This is a genomic window from Pseudomonas sp. PDM24, from assembly GCF_019218905.1.
In the GTDB taxonomy this organism is placed as follows: domain Bacteria; phylum Pseudomonadota; class Gammaproteobacteria; order Pseudomonadales; family Pseudomonadaceae; genus Aquipseudomonas.
In genome coordinates this window covers 91923-111004 of record NZ_JAHUWR010000008.1, presented here as the reverse complement: position 1 = coordinate 111004, position 19082 = coordinate 91923, and the positions used below count along the sequence as shown (strand labels likewise).

Here is a 19082-nt window from a genome sequence, read left to right as displayed (position 1 = left end):
TCGCAGACAAGTGGTGTTCATGCGCAGGATTTGCGGTGTTTGTGCGGGCCTCTTCGCGGGCAAGCCTCGCTCCTACGGATAGCACCGTCTGTAGGAGCGAGGCTTGCCCGCGAAGGCGTCACGACAGGCGCTGCTGAATCTCAATCAAACATGAACAACGCATCATTGCTGAACTGCGCCTCAAACCGGCTCGCCGGCATCGGCCGGCCAAACAGATACCCCTGAACCTCATCGCAACCATGCTCACGCAGGAAGTCGAGCTGCTCGTGGGTTTCCACGCCTTCGGCGATCACTGCCAGGTTGAGGCTATGGGCCATGGCGATGATCGCCCGGGCAATTTGCGCGTCCTGTTCACCCGAGGGCAGGCCATCGACGAAGGTGCGGTCGATTTTCAGCACGTCGATCGGGAATTGCTTGAGGTAGTTGAGCGATGAATAACCGGTGCCGAAGTCGTCGACTGCAATGCTCAGGCCAAGGTTTTTCAACCCGGCGAGGATGTGCATCGCTTCGCTGACTTCGCGCATCAGAATACTTTCAGTCAACTCCAGCTCCAGGCACGCCGGCGGCAGGCCGGTTTCCTTGAGGATGGTGGCGATCCGCGTGCCGAGCTGACCGTCGGAGAACTGCCGGGCCGAAATGTTCACCGAAACCTTCGGCACCCGGACTTTGGTTTGATGCCAGGTCTTGAGCTGACGGCAGGCTTCGCTGATCACCCAGTCGCCGACGTCCACCACCAGCCCGAGCTCTTCGAGCACGGGAATGAAATCCCCCGGCGGTACCAGGCCACGTCGTGGGTGACGCCAGCGCAGCAGGGCTTCGGCACCGGTCAGGCGTTTGCCATCGCCGCTGAATTGCGGCTGGTAGTACAGCACGAATTCATTTTGCTCCAGGGCATGGCGCAAGTCGCTTTCCAGCTCCAGACGCTCCAGGGCGCTGGCGTTCATGTCGGCCTGATAGAACTGGAAGTTGTTCTTGCCACGCTCCTTGGCGTGGTACATCGCGGTGTCGGCGTTCTTCATCAACTGACTGAGTTCGCTGCCGTCCTGAGGGCTCAGGGCGATGCCGATACTGGCGGTGACAAAGAACTCGCGGCCTTCGAGCACGAACGGTTTCACCAGGCTGGCGAGGATCTGTTCGGCCACGTGAATCGCCCGGTTCAACGCGATCTCCCGGTTGACCCGCGGTTGCAGCAGCAAAGTGAACTCATCACCACCCATGCGTGCCACGGTGTCGTCATCATCGACGCAACCGAGCAGGCGCGTGGCCATTTCCTTGAGCATGCGGTCGCCGGCGGCATGGCCCAGGGAGTCGTTGATCGGCTTGAAACGGTCGAGGTCGAGGAACATCAGCACCACCCAGGACTTCTGCCGTTCAGCCGATTGCAGCGCGGTGTGCAGGCGATCCTGGAACAGCGTGCGGTTGGGCAGGTGGGTCAAGGCGTCGTAATAGGCGAGCCGGTGAATCCGTTGCTCGCTGGCTTTGCGCTCGCTGATGTCGCTGAAGAAACACACGTAGCTGGCCAGGTCGCCTTCATCGTCGAGCACCGCGGTAATTCCGACCCAGGCCGGGTAGTGCTCGCCATTGCGTCGTTTGAGCCAGACTTCGCCTTCCCAGGTGCTGTGCTGATGCAATTGCTTGAGCACATAGCGCAGATGGGCTTCCTGCTGCTCATCGACGGTGAGCATATTCGGCAACTGGTCGAGGACCTGGGCCACCGCATAGCCGCTGACGCGACTGAACGCTTCGTTGGCCTGGACGATATAGCCGGCCGGGTCGGTGATCAAAATCGCCGAGGTCGAGTGCTCGAATACCGTGGCAGCCATGCGCAGGTCTTTTTCGGCCCGACGTTGCTGGCTGATGTCGCGGCCGACCCCGAGCACACCTTCGAAGGCTCCGTGTTCGTCCCAGACCAGCACCAGACGCAGCTCGATGGGAATCTTGCGTCCGTCGGCCCGCAGGCAGTCGAACAGAAACAGCTGGGTCTGCACCTGACTGCGCAGCAACGCCAGTTGCTCGGGCTTATCCAGCGCTTTGCTGACCCGGTCCATGAGACTGTAGATGCCGGTCAGTTGTTGCGGGTTGGCAATGGTCGATTGCCAACCGTTCTGGAATATCCAGTCGGCGTCGAAACCCAGCACGGCTTGCACCGAGGGGCTGACGTAATTGAGCGACATCTTGCTGTCGGTGGAGAAAATCACGTCGCTGATGCTTTCGGCGAGCATCCGGTAGCGTTGTTCGCTGTCGCGCAGGGACTCACTGGCTTCGATCTGCTCGGTGATGTCCTTGGCCACGCCAATGATGCGCGTGACCTGATCGTGTTTGTCCCGCGCCAGGGCCTGTTCGCGAATGTCGAAACGCCGCCATTTGCCATCGCGATGACGGAAGCGCAGCTGGCATTGCATCAGTTGGGTGTAACCCGCGTGACGTTGGGACTGGCGTGATCGGTGGTAGTAGTCGGCATCCTCGGGGTGCAACAGGATTTCCCAGAAGTACTCGCCCATCTGGTGCAGTTCGGTGCGGTTGTAACCCAGCGTTTGCCCCAGGTGATGGTTGCTGAAGATCATCCGCTGGCTGACCACATCCTGCACATACAGATGATCCGGCACGGTGCGCACCACGTCGGACCAGAACCCTTCACGCTCCAGCAGCGACAATTCGATGAGCTTGCGACTGGTGATGTCGCTGATGCTCAGGATCACCGCTTTGTAGTCGGCCTGATCTTCCGGCAGACGCAGCACCAGCCACAAATGCTGGTCACGGCCATTGGCATCCTGGAGCTTGATTTCCAGCTCAAGCTGTTTTTGCTGGTGCAGCACCGATTCGAGCACTTGATTGCCGATGGCCGTGCAGTCCAATGGGCAGCCGTCGATCAGCAGTTTCCAGGCTTGATCGCAGGAATTGACGTTGAGCAATTGCAGGGCGACCTGGTTGACCTCGGTGATGCGCAGTTCCTGCAGCAGTTGCTGGCGTTGCTCCGGTGTCTGGAGCCAGGCCTTCAACTGCTCGCTGCTGTTGAGTTGAGCCTTGTCGAAAAAACTTTTGAGTCCGGACAGGTCGAGCACGCACAGCGCAACGCCGGTACCTTCGAAAATGTCCTGATAGCGTCGGCGGCCTTCATGCAACAGGCGTTGACGGCGACGAATGCTCAGCAGAGCGATGAACGGTAACAGCGAAAAGGCCAGGCCCAGCAGGCATTTGCCGATGAACGCCGGCAGCAGTTGTTCGAGCACCCGTTGGCGGTCGAACAACCCGCGCAATTGCCAGTCGCTGCTGCTCAGAGGGACTGTCAGCACACTGTTGGCCAGTTCGTCGGCTGTCAGCACGGCCGGCTTGGCCGAGGGCTGGGTGTCATCGCGGCTGATGATCTGATGATTGATGCGGTTTTCCACCAGCCACAGGGGGCGGATGCCGGCGTCGCCCTGCTTGGTCAATGAGGAGAAAAACGTCGGTGTCAGACGCAGGGCCCAATAACCGCGGCTGCTGCCGCTGGCTTGATGCAGGAGCAGATGCACCACTGAGCCGTCGTCGGCATTGCTGAAATAGTGGGCCTGGGCGCGGCTACGCTGAACCAGTTCGCCGAGGTAACTGGCATCCTGGCTGTCGGCGGCGCTGTCGCTGAGGATTTTTCCGGAGGGACTGAGCAACGCCAGGCTGCGCAAATCGGGCAGCGATTGTTGCAGTTTACGCAGCAACGCCTGCTGTTCGTCGGGACTTTGCGGTTGTTCGATGATCGGTAGCAGGTTAAGGGCGATCTGGGCATTGAGCGCCATGTTGAGGCTGACTTGCGCAGCCAGATCGGCGGAATAGTCGATGGTGTACTGGCGCTGGTTTTTCTGGGATTCGCGAAGCTGATCCAGCAGCTGCCAGAACAGCAGTGCGAGCAGCAACAGCACGAGGGTTGCCAGCGCGCCCTTCAAGGTTCCGCGCAGGGGCGAGCCGGTCGCAGGATTGAGTGCGCTCACGGACGATGGCGGAGAGACATTAGACAAACTGTAATCCTGCGGTTTGGCTGGACTGGCGCGACGTGCACTATAAGCCGGACGCCCGAAGGGCGGCTAGCATGCCTTGAGTTGTGGCGAAGTGCCAGTCCCGCTCGGCTGGACTGCTTTCTATCAATAAGGTAGCTTTGCCGGTTACGCGGGAGCGTTCCAGCTCCTAGAGGTTTTTTCAGCGCGCACGCCTTGATACCCATCAGACGAACGACGCGCATGGCCTGGCCGGGCATTGCCTGCGCTCCAATCATTCATCAGTCACTGACCCAAGGTTCTCCATGGCTCAATACGTCTTCACCATGCATCGGCTGGGCAAAGTTGTTCCGCCGAAGCGGGAAATCCTGAAAAACATTTCGCTGTCGTTCTTCCCTGGCGCCAAGATCGGCGTACTCGGTCTCAACGGTTCGGGTAAGTCCACGCTGCTGAAAATCATGGCGGGCGTCGATAAAGAGTTCGACGGTGAAGCCCGTCCGATGCCGGACCTGAATATTGGCTACCTGCCGCAAGAACCGATTCTGGACCCGACCAAAACCGTGCGTGAAGTGGTCGAGGAAGCGGTCAGCGTGATCAAGGACGCTCAGGCGCGACTGGACGAGGTTTACGCGGCCTACGCTGAACCGGATGCCGACTTCGACAAACTGGCGGCAGAACAGGCCAAGCTTGAAGCCATCCTGCAAGCCAGCGACGGTCACAACCTGGATCGCCAACTGGAAGTCGCCGCCGATGCGCTGCGTCTGCCAGCGTGGGATGCCAAGGTCGAAGTCCTGTCCGGTGGTGAAAAACGTCGTGTGGCCCTGTGCCGCCTGCTGCTGTCCGCACCGGACATGCTGCTGCTCGACGAACCGACCAACCACCTGGACGCCGATTCCGTCGCCTGGCTGGAGCACTTCCTGCACGATTTCCCGGGCACCGTGGTTGCGATCACGCACGACCGTTACTTCCTGGACAACGTCGCCGGCTGGATCCTCGAGCTCGACCGCGGCGCCGGTATCCCGTACGAGGGCAACTATTCGGGTTGGCTCGAAGCCAAGTCCGATCGTCTGGCGGCCGAATCCAAGCAGCAATCGGCTCACGAAAAGGCCATGAAGGAAGAACTGGAGTGGGTGCGCAAAGGCGCCAAGGCCCGCCAGTCCAAATCCAAGGCTCGTCTGCAACGCTTCGAAGAAATGCAATCGCAGGAATTCCAGAAGCGCAGCGAAACCAACGAGATCTACATCCCGGCCGGTCCGCGTCTGGGCGACAAGGTTATCGAGTTCAAGAACGTCAGCAAGGGCTACGGCGATCGCGTGTTGATCGACAACCTGTCGTTCTCCATGCCTAAAGGCGCCATCGTTGGCGTGATCGGCGGTAACGGTGCCGGTAAATCGACCCTGTTCCGTATGCTGATGGGCAAGGAAACACCGGATTCGGGCTCCATCGAAGTCGGCGAAACCGTACAACTGGCGTGCGTCGACCAGAGCCGTGAAGACCTGGATGGCAGCAAGACTGTGTTCCAGCAGATCTCCGACGGTTCCGACCAGATTCGCATCGGCAACTACGAGATCCCGTCGCGCACCTACGTTGGTCGCTTCAACTTCAAGGGCGGCGATCAGCAGAAGTTCGTCAAGGACCTGTCCGGTGGTGAGCGTGGTCGCTTGCACCTGGCCCTGACCCTGAAAGAGGGCGGCAACGTCCTGCTGCTCGACGAACCGTCCAACGACCTCGACGTTGAAACCCTGCGTTCCCTGGAAGAGGCCTTGCTGGACTTCCCGGGCGCCGCCATTGTGATCTCTCACGATCGGTGGTTCCTTGACCGAGTCGCGACTCACATCCTGGCGTACGAAGACGACTCGCAAGCGGTGTTCTTCGAAGGCAACTACACCGAGTACGAAGCCGATCGCAAGAAACGCCTCGGCGAAGCGGCTTCCCAGCCGCACCGTGTACGGCACAAGAAACTGGCCTGATTTCAGGTTGGTCGCATAGAAAAAACGGAGCCTTCGGGGCTCCGTTTTTTTATGGGTCTTCAGTAAGACCGAGTCGAGGCCTTCGCGGGCAAGCCTCGCTCCTACAGGTTGTGAAGATTTTTGATAATAACCACAACCCTGTAGGAGCGAGGCTTGCCCGCGAAGACGGTCTGAAGGTCACCCGGCCTCTATGGCCAACACCTCAATCACCAAATCCCCCGCCGGTCGCTTCCACAGCACTTCATCACCCACCTGCGCCCCGAGCAACGCCCGACCCAGCGGCGAGCTCCAATTGATCAAGCCATGGGTGGCATCCGCCTGGTCTTCTCCGACCAATTGCACGCGCTGCTCATGATCGTGTTCGTCGGCAAAGGTCACCCAGTTGCCGATCTGCACTTTGTCGGTCGAGGAGGCTTGTGCGACCACCTGGGCGCTTTGCAGGCGCTGCTTGAAATAGCGCCAGTCGCGATCGAGGTCGGCCTGGCGCTGCTTATCGGCCAGTTCGCCTTTGGCGCTTTCCTGATCAAGCAGGCTTTGCAGCTCGGCAACTTTTGCCTGAAGCTGCGCCAGGCCCGCTGGCGTGACGTAATTGGGCTGCGCGCTGACCTGCCGTTCGACTGGCTGATCGGCTTGCGCGGCGGCGTTATCTTCATTGACGAAGGCGCGACTCATGCTGTTCTCCCGTTATAGGGTTTGGGCCATGGTCGCAGGCATTAAGTTTCGACGAATGTCTGTAAACGACTTATTGCGAGCGATAGGCTCGCGCGGCGTCCCTGTCTTTCTCTTGTTGCCAGGCCCGTTCGCGCTCGTCCCAATGGCGGTCCTTGTACTCGTTGCGATCCTCGTTTTCACGCATGGCCTGGCACTGACGGAAGCCATCGGTCCAGCCTTCGGCGTATTGCTTGTCCTTGAGGTAACGCGGGACATTTTTGCGAAACTCACCGGTGATCGCCCCAGCGGCTTGCCGGCCACTGCTGCAACCGTCATCGAAGCCATCGGCGAATGCCGGCGGATAACCCTTGGCGATCAGATCCCCGTGGGTCGACTCGCACCCCGTGATCACTACCAACAACCCCAATACAGCCACGCAACGCCACATCCCGGACTCCTGGGCCGTTCAACGGCCTATAAGGGAAGTCTAGAAGCGGATTTGTCGGGTGTATGTGAAAGGCTTGTGATTAATCTGTGGGCTTACAAGGACTCAATTGTGGGAGCGGGCTTGCTCGCGAAGGCGGTGTATCAGTTGGCATCGATGTTGACTGACACTCCGCCTTCGCGAGCAAGTCGGATCGCCGCACCGCCGCTCCCACAGGGATTTGCGTCAGTAGTGATACCACTTCACCTCCAGCATCACTTCGTTTTCGGGCGAAGCCAGGTGGCTGAATTCGCGCTGGGCGCTCAGGCGCACGCCCAGATTGCGCGACAGTTCCCACTGCTGATTCAGGCTCATGCTGCGGCGCACTTCGCCATTGGTGAAGTAATCACCCTTGGCTTCCAGGCTGAAATTGCCCAGCGGGTTTTTCCATAGCAGGCCGCTGTTGAATCCCGCCGCCGGGGCGATGAAACCCGCGAAGTCGTTGTTATGCTCAACACGCACGGTGCCCAAGGCGAAACCGAGCATGTCGTCACCCAGCTGCCAGGTCCCGCCGCCACCGCCATTGACATGGCTGACCAGGGTTTCGTCATCATGCTTGCCCGGTACGCGCTCCAGGCCGCCGGTGACTTGCCATGACAGCGGCTGCAACAATTCATTGCGAGGCGTCAGCGAGCGGATGGTCGCCAGGTCCAGTTGCTGCAACTGCCAGTCATTGCCTTCGTATTGGCGCAGCTTCATCTGCAGAATTTCGATCTGCGCGCCGAGGGGGAAGCTTTCCATGTTGTCATTGAGGTCGTGATAGGCCATGCGCAGGCCATATTCGCCGAAGGCCTTGTCGCCTCGAGTGCCGATGCCGGCCTGCCAGGTGCGGGATTCGTGACCGTCCTCGGGCAAGCCGGGTTGCGGAATTTCCAGCTCCGGGGGCGGGTTTTGATTGATTGCGCGCAGCAATTCGAAACTGCGTTGAGCCCGTTGCGGGTCACGCTCCTGACCGTTGGCGCGATAACGCTCCAGACGATAAGCCCCATCGATGATCAACGCCTGGCGGTCGCGAGGTAGGGTCTTGAACGCCGGAGTCTGCAATTGCGTCTGATCGGCGCTGACGTTCAGCACCCACGCCTGCTCTTCAACGGTTAATGGCTCGGCGCGGCTTAGCAGTTCACGCTCACGGGACGGGCGATACTCGATCGACTCCACCAGCCCGGCTTCTTTCACCGCTTTGACCGTGTCAGTAGGGATAGCGGTCAACGGGAATTGCTCGGTCAACTGCAGGCTCGGTCGCGCCACTTGCAGCAGTTCAAGCAGGCGGTAGGAACAGTTTTCGTCGAAGAAGAAGTAGTCGAACTGGATCTGCTTGAGTTCCCAGACGTGCTCGACCATGCGCTCGGTTTCCTGCTGCGTCAGGTTCAGGCGGTATTCCCACAGATCGCGGTTCTCGAGGCTACGGTATTCCGAGAGCTTTTCCTGATACGGCACCAACGCGAACAGCCCGGGATAGCCACCCATCAGACCTTTCCAGGCATACAGAATGCTGTTGTCCGAACCTTCGATGTAGGCGCCGAAGTTGATCGCGTAACTGAGCAGCGATGTCTTGTCACTCTGCACATTGGCCTGATCGATGCGCAGCAAGGTGTGACCAAACATCGACGATGGACTGTTCAGGTAGGCCGCCGGGAAAATCATCACCGCGCTGTGGGGCGCAACATCCTTGAACCATTGCTTGAACTCAGCACAGTCCGGTGTCGGCAGATCGCTGAGCGCCAGTTGCGCCTTGAGCCAGCGGGTGCGGGCCGGATAGACGCATTGGGCATGCTGCTCACCAGCACTGGCCGGGGCATACAGTGCCTGCACGGTCGCCGCCAGTTCACGGTCGGGGTGTTCGTTGCCATCGGGGGCGAGAAAGAATTTCTTGTCGCTGACATAGCTGCGCCAGCCACCGAGCTTGGCGGTTTCGTAATGCCCCAGGGAAATCCAGAAGGGGTCGTTGGCCAGTTGCTGCAAACGTTGATTGTCGATATGTGGCGCGGCGGACAGCGGGGCGCAGACACAGAGCGCCAGCCAGGCAAGGCGTTTGAGCATAGTGAGCAACTTAGCTTTTCGAAAAAAAAGAGATCGGAGGAAAGACCCAAAGCACGACAGGTCAAAAAATAAAACCCGCTCCCCAAAAGGAGCGGGGTGTATCGAGCTTAAGCTTGAGTAGCGTACTTGGCCAGACGAGGGTCGCTTTTCAGCACGGCCAGGGTGTTGGTATGCACGTCATCAGCGGTCACGTCAGCTTTGCTGAAGATCTGCTGGAAGTGCTGATGAGTCACAGCGGCGAAGTGCGCACGGTCTTCCGGCGCCACGCCCAGTACCACGGCGTAAGTGGTCAGCGCTTCGCCCTGACCTTTAGCCATGTCTTCGGACAGCTCGTTCATCATGCCATTCATGGCGATCCAGGATTTGCCGCCATAGGTCAGCGACGCATTGGTCGAGCAACCGTTGGTACCGGAGGTCATACCGAACGTTGCGTTACCGGAAGTGCCGTTGGTGGTGGATGCCAGGAAGTGTGCCGGGGTGCCACGCTGACCTTCGAACAGCATGTTGCCCCAACCGCAGTCCGGACCGCCTGGCGCCTGAGCCATGGCGTTGATGGATACAGCGGTGAAGAGAGTACCGAGAAGAATCCGTTTCATAGCTATGTTCTCTTTGTGTGCATACCAATGGACAGGGTGCTGGCCCCTAATGGTGCCAGTGGGCCGGTTATTCGTTCCAGCCGCGCAGTTTGGAGTTTAGGCACGTTCCGGGGGTTCCGTTACTTTTTGCGAAACATTCGTTGAAAACATTGATTTTGAGCTGCTCGGCCCGGGGTTGGCGCTTTGTCTAAGCGCGCGCCTTGCCAGTGAGGTACGGGCAGCGCCAGAATGCCGCTATCTGCCCCGCCTGATGTAAGGAAGCCCGATGCCTGATCCTGTTGCTGCCAGCTTGCGTCTAGCGCCTGAAGCGCTGACCCGTCCGTTTTCCGCTGAACAGTTCAGCTTCTCTACCACCAATGATCTGGAGCCCTTCCGCGGTGTGCTTGGCCAGGAACGCGCGGTCGAAGCCTTGCAGTTCGGTGTGGCCATGCCACGCCCCGGTTACAACGTATTCGTCATGGGCGAGCCCGGCACCGGCCGGTTTTCGTTCGTCAAACGCTACCTCAAGGCCGAAGGCAAGCGCCTGCAGACCCCGGCTGACTGGGTCTACGTCAATAATTTCGATGAGCCGCGCGAGCCTCGTGCGTTGGAATTGCCGTCGGGCACCGCCGGTGCTTTCATCGGTGACATCAACGGTTTGATCGACAACCTGCTGGCGACCTTTCCGGCCGTGTTCGAGCACCCGTCCTATCAGCAGAAGAAAAGCGCCATCGACCGCGCTTTCAACCAGCGTTATGACCGTGCACTGGATGTGATCGAGCGTCTGGCGCTGGAGAAAGAGGTCGCGCTCTACCGCGACAGCAGCAACATCGCCTTCACCCCGATGAGCGAAGGCAAGGCACTGGATGAGGCTGAGTTCGCCCAGTTGCCGGAAGCCGAGCGCGAACGTTTTCATGACGACATTGCCGGGCTGGAAGAGCGGTTGAACGAAGAACTCGCCAGCCTGCCGCAATGGAAGCGCGAGTCGAGCAATCAACTGCGTCAGCTCAACGAAGAAACCATCACCCTGGCCTTGCAGCCATTGCTCGCTCCGCTGTCGGAAAAGTACGCGGAAAACGCCGGCGTTTGCGGTTACCTGCAAGCGATGCAGGTGTACCTGCTCAAGACGGTGGTCGAGCAACTGGTGGACGACAGCAAGACCGACGCCATCGCCCGCAAGCTACTGGAAGAGCAATACGCCCCCAGCCTGGTGGTCGGTCATCCGTTCAGTGGCGGCGCGCCCGTGGTGTTCGAGCCGCATCCGACCTACGACAACCTGTTTGGACGCATCGAATACAGCACCGATCAGGGCGCGCTCTACACCACCTATCGGCAGCTGCGACCGGGTGCGCTGCACCGGGCCAACGGCGGTTTCCTGATTCTCGAAGCGGAAAAAATGCTCAGTGAGCCTTTTGTCTGGGATGCGCTCAAACGCGCCCTGCAATCGCGCAAGCTGAAAATGGAATCGCCTCTGGGTGAGTTGGGCCGGCTGGCCACCGTGACGCTGACACCGCAACACATTCCGTTGCAGGTGAAAGTCGTCATCATCGGCGCCCGACAGCTCTACTACACGTTGCAAGACCTCGATCCGGACTTCCAGGAGATGTTCCGCGTCCTGGTGGATTTCGACGAAGACATCCCGATGGTCGACGAGAGCCTGGAGCAGTTCGCCCAGTTGCTCAAAACCCGTACGTCCGAGGAAGGCATGGCGCCGCTGACCGCCGATGCGGTGGCGCGTCTGGCGACTTACAGCGCGCGTCTGGCAGAACATCAGGGACGTTTGTCGGCGCGGATCGGCGATCTGTTCCAACTGGTCAGCGAGGCGGATTTCATTCGTGACCTGGCGGGTGACGACATGACCGACGCCGGGCACATCGAGCGTGCGCTCAAGGCCAAGGCCACCCGTACCGGGCGTGTTTCGGCGCGGATTCTCGATGACATGCTGGCCGGGATCATTCTGATCGACACCGATGGCGCGGCTGTTGGCAAGTGCAACGGGCTGACGGTACTGGAAGTCGGCGATTCGGCCTTCGGGATTCCGGCGCGGATTTCCGCCACGGTTTATCCAGGCGGCAGCGGCATCGTCGACATCGAGCGCGAGGTCAACCTCGGTCAGCCGATCCACTCCAAAGGCGTGATGATCCTTACCGGGTATCTGGGCAGCCGTTATGCCCAGGAATTTCCGCTGGCGATTTCCGCGAGTATCGCCCTGGAGCAGTCCTACGGTTATGTCGACGGTGACAGCGCGTCTCTGGGGGAGGCGTGCACGCTGATCTCGGCCTTGTCGAAAACCCCGCTCAAGCAGTGTTTCGCGATTACCGGTTCGATCAATCAGTTCGGTGAAGTGCAGGCGGTGGGTGGGGTCAACGAGAAGATCGAAGGTTTCTTCCGGCTCTGCGAAGCCCGTGGTTTGACGGGGGAGCAAGGGGCGATCATTCCTCAGGCCAACGTTGCCACGCTGATGCTCGACGAAAAGGTGCTGGCGGCGGTGCGCGCGGGGCAGTTCCATGTCTACGCGGTGCGCCAGGCCGACGAGGCTCTGAGCCTGTTGGTCGGCGAGCCTGCCGGCGCGCCGGATGAGAATGGCGCATTCCCTGAAGGCAGCATCAACGCGCGGGTAGTGGAACGCTTGCGGGTGATTGCGGAAATGATCAGCGAGGAAGACCTCAAGGAAGCCGAAAAGGAGTTGGCACAGGAAGCGATGCTGGAAATCAAACCGGCCTGACACAACCCCCATGTGGGAGCGGGCTTGCTCGCGAAGACTGACTAACATTCAACATCAATGTCGACTGTTATGCCGCCTTCGCGAGCAAGCCCGCTCCCACAGGTTCTGTAGTGTTTTGCAGACTGTATTCAATGCAAAAGAGCGCCATCAAAATGGCGTCAAGAATTCACGCAGTGACCACTCGGCACCTTCTGATTCTGGTTCGCGTGCGAGCCAGACTTTTCTTCTATTATCTGCTCAAGGATATCGACAGTAATCACTGGATCGAGACAGCCTTCCCGTGGAGGCTGAATACCGGATCTACCGAGGGTCGCCGCCATGTCGCGCAACCTCTGTCTCACCCGTCAATGCCTGGGCCTTGTGACCCGTATCGAATGTGCTATCCGCCCGCTGGCGGGAGATACGGGCATGTGGACCTTGCTCTTCGCCGCCGGAATGGCCGGCGAGCAGCCTTCTGCCATCAAGGCCCAAGGCCCGTTCCGTGGGCCGGTCGTGGCGGAATCGATCCTCGACACCATCGTTGAAAGTCTGACCTTGCATGGTTACGAACTGGCCGACGACCCGCAAATCTGGTGCCTGCATCTGCAAGCCCAGTTGCGAGAGATCAATGGTGGTCGTTACCGCAACCTTAGCGGACCCGAGTTTCGGCCCGAGCACTGAACAGGCTATTGATCAAGGCTGCCTGGCTCAGCCTTGTCGAGTTTGACCTCAAACCCATATTGCACGGTGGTGAGGTTGGTTCGCTGATAAGTTTCCAGACGTGTGGGCTGGCCATAGAAGTAATGCACTGCAAATAACGCCGGGCCTTGCGCGCTCGCGTCGTGACTGACCGACAGAATCTCTTTCAAATAATTGCCGCTGTCGTCCTTGGCGAAAAAACGCCAGTCCTGGGCGGGAAACAGTTTCAAATCCACCACCAATGCATTCCCTTTGAACTCCAGGCCTTTTGGCAACTGGCGGGCGTCGTATGTTTGCTGGTCGATAGTCGCCAGAAAGTGCGGCATGGAGCCCACGGCGTAGGCCGGTGTTTCCGGAAACAGGTTCAGATCATAGGTGATGGCGCCGCGGATCGGATCGACCTCATACGCCTCCGGCGGCAGCTCTATCGGCCCATCGCGCTGGCCATTGCGGTCTTGGGTAAAGAACGTCACCGGGCTTTCGCCGGGATTGAAAGAGGTGCCGAGCAGTTCGTCATTGAAGCTTCTGGGGTGATTGAATTCGATGCGGGCGGCACTTGGTTCATCGACCGACTGACTGATGCTGATGCTTTTTTTCAGTTGCTCCTCGCTCAACGTTGCGCCCTTGAGCCAAGTCGCAGCCTGGTCGTCATACACCACAACCGGCAAAGTCAGCGGCTGGATGGTTTTTTCCGTGGTGTGCGGGTCGAAGCGGCGTATCGGCAGGTTCAGGTCCTTGTGGGTCACCGTGACCGCCGAGAAGTCCAGCAGGCTCGCTTCGATGGTGTCGATCGGGCCGTTGAAGTAGACCTTGGTGTAATGCCGGGTTTGTTGTTGTTCAAACGCGCGCTGCTCGTCATCGAGCTGTTTTTCGAACGCTTCGCTCCAGGCCTTCTGCTGTTGCATCTGCGCCAGCTGTTTTTGATAAAACGCAATTTGCGCGGCGGTTTCGTTGATCGCACCTGAACGAGAGAGGAATTGCCCGGTGGCGTCCCTGGCCTGAACGATCAATGGGGTGAGTGATATGTCACGTATCTCGGGGGCCAGCGGCGCGCTGTTACTGAATTCGATTTCGGCGTAGTTATTGCCCAGTTTCAATAAGGTGACACTGAGATTGTCGTTGGTGCGAGTCTGGCCGACGTCCTTTTTCGTCAGGTCGAAACTGTAGAGTCGGCGTGGGGCGATGACTTCCACCTTGCTTTGCAGGCTCACCGGTTGTGGTTGGTTCTTCTTGTCCACCTCCAGGCCTTCGATGAAGGGGTAGGTCACCGTCAAATCATCGGGGTTGGTCAGGTTGGAGCTCGACGGGCTCAGCTGAATGCCGGGATCGGTTTCCGACCATTCCGGCTGGAACGCGATGACGCGCTTGTTGCTCAGGGTCACCGATTGCCATTCCAGTCCATGAGGAAAAAGGAACGCGCCCGGAATGTTGAAGTTGAAGGGGAATACCGGTTGCAGATCGGTCAGATAATCCGAGCTGGACTCCTTGTGCAGCACGAACAGACCGTTAATGTAGGTGTCGACCAGGGCCTGGGGTGTGGGGTAGTGCTTGAGCACGGCGAGGGCGTCTTCGCCGTATTCGGTGACCACTGGTTTGGTGTCGAGTTTGAGTTGTGCACGCTCGAGTAACAATAGGGAACCGCCTAGCTCGGCTACGGCATCCTTGAGTTTGGGGTCCTCGATCGTCTCCAGGGATTGTTCGAACTGTGCGATCTTTTCTTCGAGGCTGACCTGGCGTTTCTCATCGCTGGGTGAGCAGCCACCGAGCAACAATGCGAAGCAAAGCCCGGCACTCGTTAACGGCAATCGCACATCCATTTCCAGTTTTCCTGTCCGACGTCGCTGACCTGTCAATCATCTGGACACTAGCAGAAAAACTTTGTCACACACACGCAGGTTACGGATTTTCCGGCGGTTTCTGGGTGTAACAGGTGGCTGTTATACTCGCCGCCATTTCCAGCCCCTTGTGTGAGATTCAATGGAACGCTTTATCGAAAATGCAATGTACGCCTCCCGCTGGTTACTGGCGCCGATCTATTTCGGTTTGTCCCTGGGCTTGCTGGCGTTGGCACTGAAATTCTTCCAGGAAGTCTTCCACGTCATTCCTAACGTGTTCTCGATGGCCGAGTCGGACCTGATTCTGGTACTGCTGTCGTTGATCGACATGGCGCTGGTGGGCGGCTTGCTGGTGATGGTGATGATCTCTGGCTACGAAAACTTCGTTTCTCAGCTGGATATCGACGACAGCAAGGAAAAGCTCAACTGGCTGGGCACCATGGATTCGTCTTCGTTGAAGATGAAGGTCGCAGCTTCCATCGTGGCGATTTCGTCGATCCACCTGCTACGGATCTTCATGGACGCCAAGAACGTCGATCCCGAGCATTTGAAGTGGTACGTGGTCATTCACATGACCTTCGTGGTGTCGGCGTTTGCCATGGGCTATCTGGACAAGCTGACCAAGCACTGATCTGCACAATTCTTTGTAGGAGCGAGGCTTGCCCGCGAAGAGGCCGTGTCAGTCGACATAGGTGTTGCCTGTTACGCCGCCTTCGCGGGCAAGCCTCGCTCCTACAAGAAACGGTGTGAAACAGACGGGTGGTGCCGTCTGTAGCTTGTACTTTGGCCCGCCGAGGCATATCCATGTAGAGGTCCTGGCTCGCCAATACCTGAGGTGCGCTCATGAACCTGCAAGAGCTGAATGCGTATGCCGTCGCCGGAAAGGTCGATGAGCTGAACCTGATCTCGATGGAAGGCGTGTTTTACGTGCTGGAGGCACGGATGCATGGCGCGGGGCATCCATTGCGCGATGCGCACGGCGAGATATTGCATCTGCGCTCGGTCGAGCATGCGCGTGAAGTGCTTCATGCCTTTCCCAAGTTGTCGTTCAACGTCGTGCATACCTCGGTTCAGGATGAAATGTGTGGTGCCAGCACCGAGGAAAGCCTGAAGGTACCGATCACTTTCCGTTCCGCGTGACAGGGCCGACACGGCTCATCAACGTGACGGCATCTGTGCTAGTCTGCTCGCCCTTTTGATTCCGGGCGCTCCGGGATGCGCTGTGCATGCACGGCAAGTTCCAGGGCCGTCCGCACAACGGAGCAGTGTCATGTCCGAAGTAAATCTGTCTACCGACGAAACCCGCGTCAGCTACGGCATTGGCCGTCAGTTGGGCGACCAGCTGCGTGACAACCCGCCTCCGGGCGTTAGCCTGGACGCAATCCTGGCTGGCCTGACCGACGCGTTCGCCGGCAAGCCAAGCCGTGTGGGTCAGGAAGAAATGTCCGCCAGCTTCAAGGTGATCCGCGAAATCATGCAAGCCGAAGCAGCAGCCAAGGCTGAAGCCGCTGCTGGCGAAGGCCTGGCTTTCCTGGCTGAAAACGCCAAGCGCGAAGGTATCACCACGCTGGCTTCCGGCCTGCAATTCGAAGTGCTGACTCAAGGTGAAGGCGCCAAGCCAACCCGTGAAGATCAAGTGCGCACCCACTACCACGGCACTCTGATCGACGGCACTGTGTTCGACAGCTCCTACGATCGTGGTCAGCCTGCAGAATTCCCGGTAGGCGGCGTTATCGCTGGCTGGACCGAAGCCCTGCAACTGATGAACGCCGGCAGCAAATGGCGTCTGTACGTGCCGAGCGAACTGGCTTACGGCGCTCAAGGCGTTGGCAGCATTCCGCCGCACAGCGTACTGGTATTCGACGTCGAACTGCTCGACGTTCTGTAAGACCTGGGTGTCGGAACGGGCTCGGTCATGTGGGAGCGGGCTTGCTCGCGAAGGCGGTGTGTCATTCAGCGATGATGTTGAATGTCATGACCTCTTCGCGAGCAAGCCCGCTCCCACAGGGCTCGCTCCGACATGTTGCATTTTCATAGTTCGATCTTGTTGTGCAGCTCACTCGTCGGGCGCAACGCCCGGGCATAGCAGAACAGAAACAGATTGCGCACCAGTTCCTTGAGCACCACCGGCTCGCTGGAACTTAAACCGTTGACGTCCAGATCACCCTGATCCTGTAGCTCGTTCAAGGCTTCTTCTTCAAGCACCGCACAGACTTCCCCGGTTTCCCGATGCAGGATTCTGAGGTAGGGGTGTGGGCGGTCCAGCCAGGCATCGATCAAATAAGTCATGAGTCTCATCTCCATTGACGGGTTTCAATGAGAATAATTCTTATTCATCAAATAGCAAGGGCCTATTGGCGGTTTGTGTTTTTTTCTGTGGGGAAATTGCTGAGTGTCAAAACGACTGGCGTTTGGCTATTGCGCGGGAATGCTGGGTGATTCGGGGAAGGGCGAAGCACCATCCCACGCCGGGCGCGGGATGGAATGCAGCAGATTCAGACTTTTCTGACGAACTCGGATTTGAGTTTCATCGGGCCGATGCCATCGATCTTGCAGTCGATGTCGTGGTCGCCATCGCACAGGCGGATGTTCTTGACCTTGGTGCCGACCTTGACCACCAGCGACGTGCCTTTGACCTTGAGGTCCTTGATCACGGTGATGGTATCGCCGTCCTGCAGGACATTGCCGACCGAGTCCTTTTTCACGGTGTCATCGGAAGCCACTTCGGCTTCGCCACCGGCGGACCACTCGTGGGCGCACTCTGGGCAGATCAGCTGGGTGCCGTCTTCGTAGGTGTATTCGGAATTGCATTTTGGGCAGGGTGGCAGCGTGCTCACTAAAGCTCCTTGGATTCAGGATGGCTAAAAAGCGCACATTATATAGGGTTTATACAGGGGAGGGGGCGACACATGATTTTGTAGGAGCGAGGCTTGCCCGCGAATGCGATCTACCAGTCGACACCAATGTGACTGACACACCGCATTCGCGGGCAAGCCTCGCTCCTACAGGGCGCGCGTTAGTTAGTGCGTGCGGGCGACCGCGAACTCACTCAACTCAACCAACGCATCGCGGTATTCGCTAGCGGGCAGGGCGTCGAGGCACTTGATCGCACGGGCCACATAATCGCGGGCCAGTTGCGCGGTGTAATCCAGCGAGCCAGAAGCTTCAACAGCTTCGCGAATGCTTTCCAGATCTTCGATGCCACCTTTCTGGATCGCCTGACGAACCAGTGCGGCCTGCTCAGGAGTGCCTTCGCGCATGGTGTAGATCAGCGGCAGCGTCGGTTTGCCTTCGGCCAGATCGTCACCGACGTTCTTGCCCAGGGTTTCGGCATCGCCGCGGTAATCCAGCAGGTCGTCGACCAATTGGAAGGCCACCCCCAGGTGATCGCCGAAGGTGCGCAGTGCTTCGCTCTGTTCCGGCGAGGCGCCGGCCAGGGCCGCGGCACTGTGGGTCGAGGCTTCGAAGAGCATCGCGGTTTTGCCGCGGATGACTTCCATGTAGGTTTCTTCGGTGGTGCTGGCGTCGCGGACCTTTGACAGTTGCAACACTTCGCCTTCAGCGATGATGCGCGTGGCTTGCGAAAGGATCTTCATCACCGGCATGGAGCCCAGTTCGACCATCATTTCGAAGGAGCGCGAATACAGGAAGTCGCCCACCAGCACGCTCGGCGCATTGCCCCACATGGCGTTGGCGGTCGAGCGGCCACGGCGCATGCCGGACATGTCGACGACGTCGTCGTGCAGCAGGGTGGCGGTGTGCAGGAACTCGATGGTCGCGGCCAACAGGCGCAGGTCATCGCCTTCACGGCCGAGTGCCTTGCCGCACAGCAGCACGAGCAACGGGCGCAGGCGTTTACCGCCAGCCGAGGTAATGTAGTCGCCGATTTTCGATACCAGCGGCACTCGGGAAGTCAGCTGTTTCTTGATGATGCCGTCGACGGCGCTAAAATCGTCCGCCACCGCGCGGTAGAAAGCTTGGGGTTGCATCAGCGACAGTTGCTCCAGAAGGGTTGCGCGGCATGCTAGGACCCACGTCCGGGCCTGTCAAGGCGCGATGGACAGCCTCTTGCATCGCCCCGGAAGCTTGCGTACAATCGCGCACCCTGAACTTCCTGGGCAGCACCTGCCTTACGCAATTGCAAACAGGCCTTCCAGCC

15 protein-coding genes are annotated in these 19082 nt (G+C 59.0%); 6 read left to right on the top strand and 9 right to left on the bottom strand.

The features are described 5' to 3' along the window. Positions 1 to 140: 140 nt before the first annotated feature. Positions 141 to 3989 carry a bifunctional diguanylate cyclase/phosphodiesterase gene (locus tag KW837_RS23805; protein WP_218398811.1) on the bottom strand — a complete coding sequence of 1283 codons (3849 nt, stop codon included), beginning with the start codon at positions 3987 to 3989 and terminating at the stop codon, positions 141 to 143. A 281-nt stretch (positions 3990 to 4270) separates the two neighbouring features. Here KW837_RS23805 and ettA point away from each other — a divergent pair, with 281 nt between their 5' ends. Then, a complete protein-coding gene (ettA, locus tag KW837_RS23800) occupies positions 4271 to 5935 on the top strand; it encodes an energy-dependent translational throttle protein EttA (protein WP_008072328.1) in 1665 nt (554 codons plus the stop codon). Positions 5936 to 6112: 177 nt separating this feature from the next. Here ettA and KW837_RS23795 read toward each other — a convergent pair whose 3' ends face one another. The 4 genes from KW837_RS23795 to KW837_RS23780 form a co-directional block, all read right to left on the bottom strand. Beyond that, the gene (locus KW837_RS23795; protein WP_218398810.1) at positions 6113 to 6607 is read right to left on the bottom strand and encodes a GreA/GreB family elongation factor; all 495 of its coding nucleotides are present in this window, start codon (positions 6605 to 6607) and stop codon (positions 6113 to 6115) included. A 70-nt stretch (positions 6608 to 6677) separates the two neighbouring features. Then, complete coding sequence (locus tag KW837_RS23790; RefSeq protein ID WP_218398809.1) at positions 6678 to 7034, bottom strand: hypothetical protein; 357 nt, start codon at positions 7032 to 7034, stop codon at positions 6678 to 6680. Positions 7035 to 7256: 222 nt separating this feature from the next. Next, on the bottom strand, positions 7257 to 9110 hold the full coding sequence (locus KW837_RS23785) for a DUF4105 domain-containing protein (RefSeq protein ID WP_218398808.1): 1854 nt from the start codon (positions 9108 to 9110) through the stop codon (positions 7257 to 7259). 107 nt (positions 9111 to 9217) lie between these two features. Continuing rightward, positions 9218 to 9706: a DUF3015 domain-containing protein gene (locus KW837_RS23780; protein WP_007901840.1), complete on the bottom strand. Its 489-nt coding sequence runs from the start codon at positions 9704 to 9706 to the stop codon at positions 9218 to 9220. A gap of 265 nt (positions 9707 to 9971) precedes the next feature. On the opposite strand from KW837_RS23780, the gene KW837_RS23775 reads away from it, so the two are divergent. Both KW837_RS23775 and KW837_RS23770 read left to right on the top strand, forming a co-directional pair. Next, positions 9972 to 12410, top strand: coding sequence for a Lon protease family protein (locus KW837_RS23775; RefSeq protein WP_123497091.1), 2439 nt, complete (start codon positions 9972 to 9974; stop codon positions 12408 to 12410). A 318-nt stretch (positions 12411 to 12728) separates the two neighbouring features. Further along, positions 12729 to 13070, top strand: coding sequence for a hypothetical protein (locus tag KW837_RS23770; RefSeq protein ID WP_007901845.1), 342 nt, complete (start codon positions 12729 to 12731; stop codon positions 13068 to 13070). A 5-nt stretch (positions 13071 to 13075) separates the two neighbouring features. Here KW837_RS23770 and KW837_RS23765 read toward each other — a convergent pair whose 3' ends face one another. Then, entirely contained in the window at positions 13076 to 14905 is a 1830-nt protein-coding gene (locus KW837_RS23765) for a hypothetical protein (protein ID WP_218398807.1), read from the bottom strand. 160 nt (positions 14906 to 15065) lie between these two features. On the opposite strand from KW837_RS23765, the gene KW837_RS23760 reads away from it, so the two are divergent. From KW837_RS23760 to KW837_RS23750, 3 genes are all read left to right on the top strand, one after another. Beyond that, complete coding sequence (locus KW837_RS23760) at positions 15066 to 15554, top strand: TIGR00645 family protein (protein ID WP_007901849.1); 489 nt, start codon at positions 15066 to 15068, stop codon at positions 15552 to 15554. 212 nt (positions 15555 to 15766) lie between these two features. Further along, positions 15767 to 16063: a DUF6482 family protein gene (locus KW837_RS23755; protein ID WP_007901853.1), complete on the top strand. Its 297-nt coding sequence runs from the start codon at positions 15767 to 15769 to the stop codon at positions 16061 to 16063. A 130-nt stretch (positions 16064 to 16193) separates the two neighbouring features. Further along, positions 16194 to 16811, top strand: a complete 618-nt coding sequence (locus KW837_RS23750) for an FKBP-type peptidyl-prolyl cis-trans isomerase (RefSeq protein WP_007901858.1) — start codon at positions 16194 to 16196, stop codon at positions 16809 to 16811. A gap of 143 nt (positions 16812 to 16954) precedes the next feature. Here the strand turns inward: KW837_RS23750 and KW837_RS23745 are convergent, their stop codons facing one another. The 3 genes from KW837_RS23745 to KW837_RS23735 form a co-directional block, all read right to left on the bottom strand. Next, complete coding sequence (locus KW837_RS23745) at positions 16955 to 17212, bottom strand: hypothetical protein (protein WP_007901862.1); 258 nt, start codon at positions 17210 to 17212, stop codon at positions 16955 to 16957. A gap of 206 nt (positions 17213 to 17418) precedes the next feature. Next, positions 17419 to 17760 carry a zinc ribbon domain-containing protein YjdM gene (locus KW837_RS23740; RefSeq protein ID WP_218398806.1) on the bottom strand — a complete coding sequence of 114 codons (342 nt, stop codon included), beginning with the start codon at positions 17758 to 17760 and terminating at the stop codon, positions 17419 to 17421. 183 nt (positions 17761 to 17943) lie between these two features. Continuing rightward, a complete protein-coding gene (locus KW837_RS23735) occupies positions 17944 to 18912 on the bottom strand; it encodes a polyprenyl synthetase family protein (RefSeq protein WP_030129461.1) in 969 nt (322 codons plus the stop codon). Positions 18913 to 19082 lie beyond the last annotated feature (170 nt).

Coding starts and splice junctions, on each gene's coding strand:
- KW837_RS23755 (WP_007901853.1), top strand. CDS start 15,767: ATGAACCTGCAAGAGCTGAATGCGTATGCCGTCGCCGGAAAGGTCGAT.
- KW837_RS23780 (WP_007901840.1), bottom strand. CDS start 9,706: ATGAAACGGATTCTTCTCGGTACTCTCTTCACCGCTGTATCCATCAAC.
- KW837_RS23760 (WP_007901849.1), top strand. CDS start 15,066: ATGGAACGCTTTATCGAAAATGCAATGTACGCCTCCCGCTGGTTACTG.
- KW837_RS23770 (WP_007901845.1), top strand. CDS start 12,729: ATGTCGCGCAACCTCTGTCTCACCCGTCAATGCCTGGGCCTTGTGACC.
- KW837_RS23790 (WP_218398809.1), bottom strand. CDS start 7,034: ATGTGGCGTTGCGTGGCTGTATTGGGGTTGTTGGTAGTGATCACGGGG.
- KW837_RS23795 (WP_218398810.1), bottom strand. CDS start 6,607: ATGAGTCGCGCCTTCGTCAATGAAGATAACGCCGCCGCGCAAGCCGAT.
- KW837_RS23750 (WP_007901858.1), top strand. CDS start 16,194: ATGTCCGAAGTAAATCTGTCTACCGACGAAACCCGCGTCAGCTACGGC.
- KW837_RS23765 (WP_218398807.1), bottom strand. CDS start 14,905: ATGGATGTGCGATTGCCGTTAACGAGTGCCGGGCTTTGCTTCGCATTG.
- KW837_RS23775 (WP_123497091.1), top strand. CDS start 9,972: ATGCCTGATCCTGTTGCTGCCAGCTTGCGTCTAGCGCCTGAAGCGCTG.
- KW837_RS23735 (WP_030129461.1), bottom strand. CDS start 18,912: ATGCAACCCCAAGCTTTCTACCGCGCGGTGGCGGACGATTTTAGCGCC.
- ettA (WP_008072328.1), top strand. CDS start 4,271: ATGGCTCAATACGTCTTCACCATGCATCGGCTGGGCAAAGTTGTTCCG.
- KW837_RS23785 (WP_218398808.1), bottom strand. CDS start 9,110: ATGCTCAAACGCCTTGCCTGGCTGGCGCTCTGTGTCTGCGCCCCGCTG.
- KW837_RS23745 (WP_007901862.1), bottom strand. CDS start 17,212: ATGACTTATTTGATCGATGCCTGGCTGGACCGCCCACACCCCTACCTC.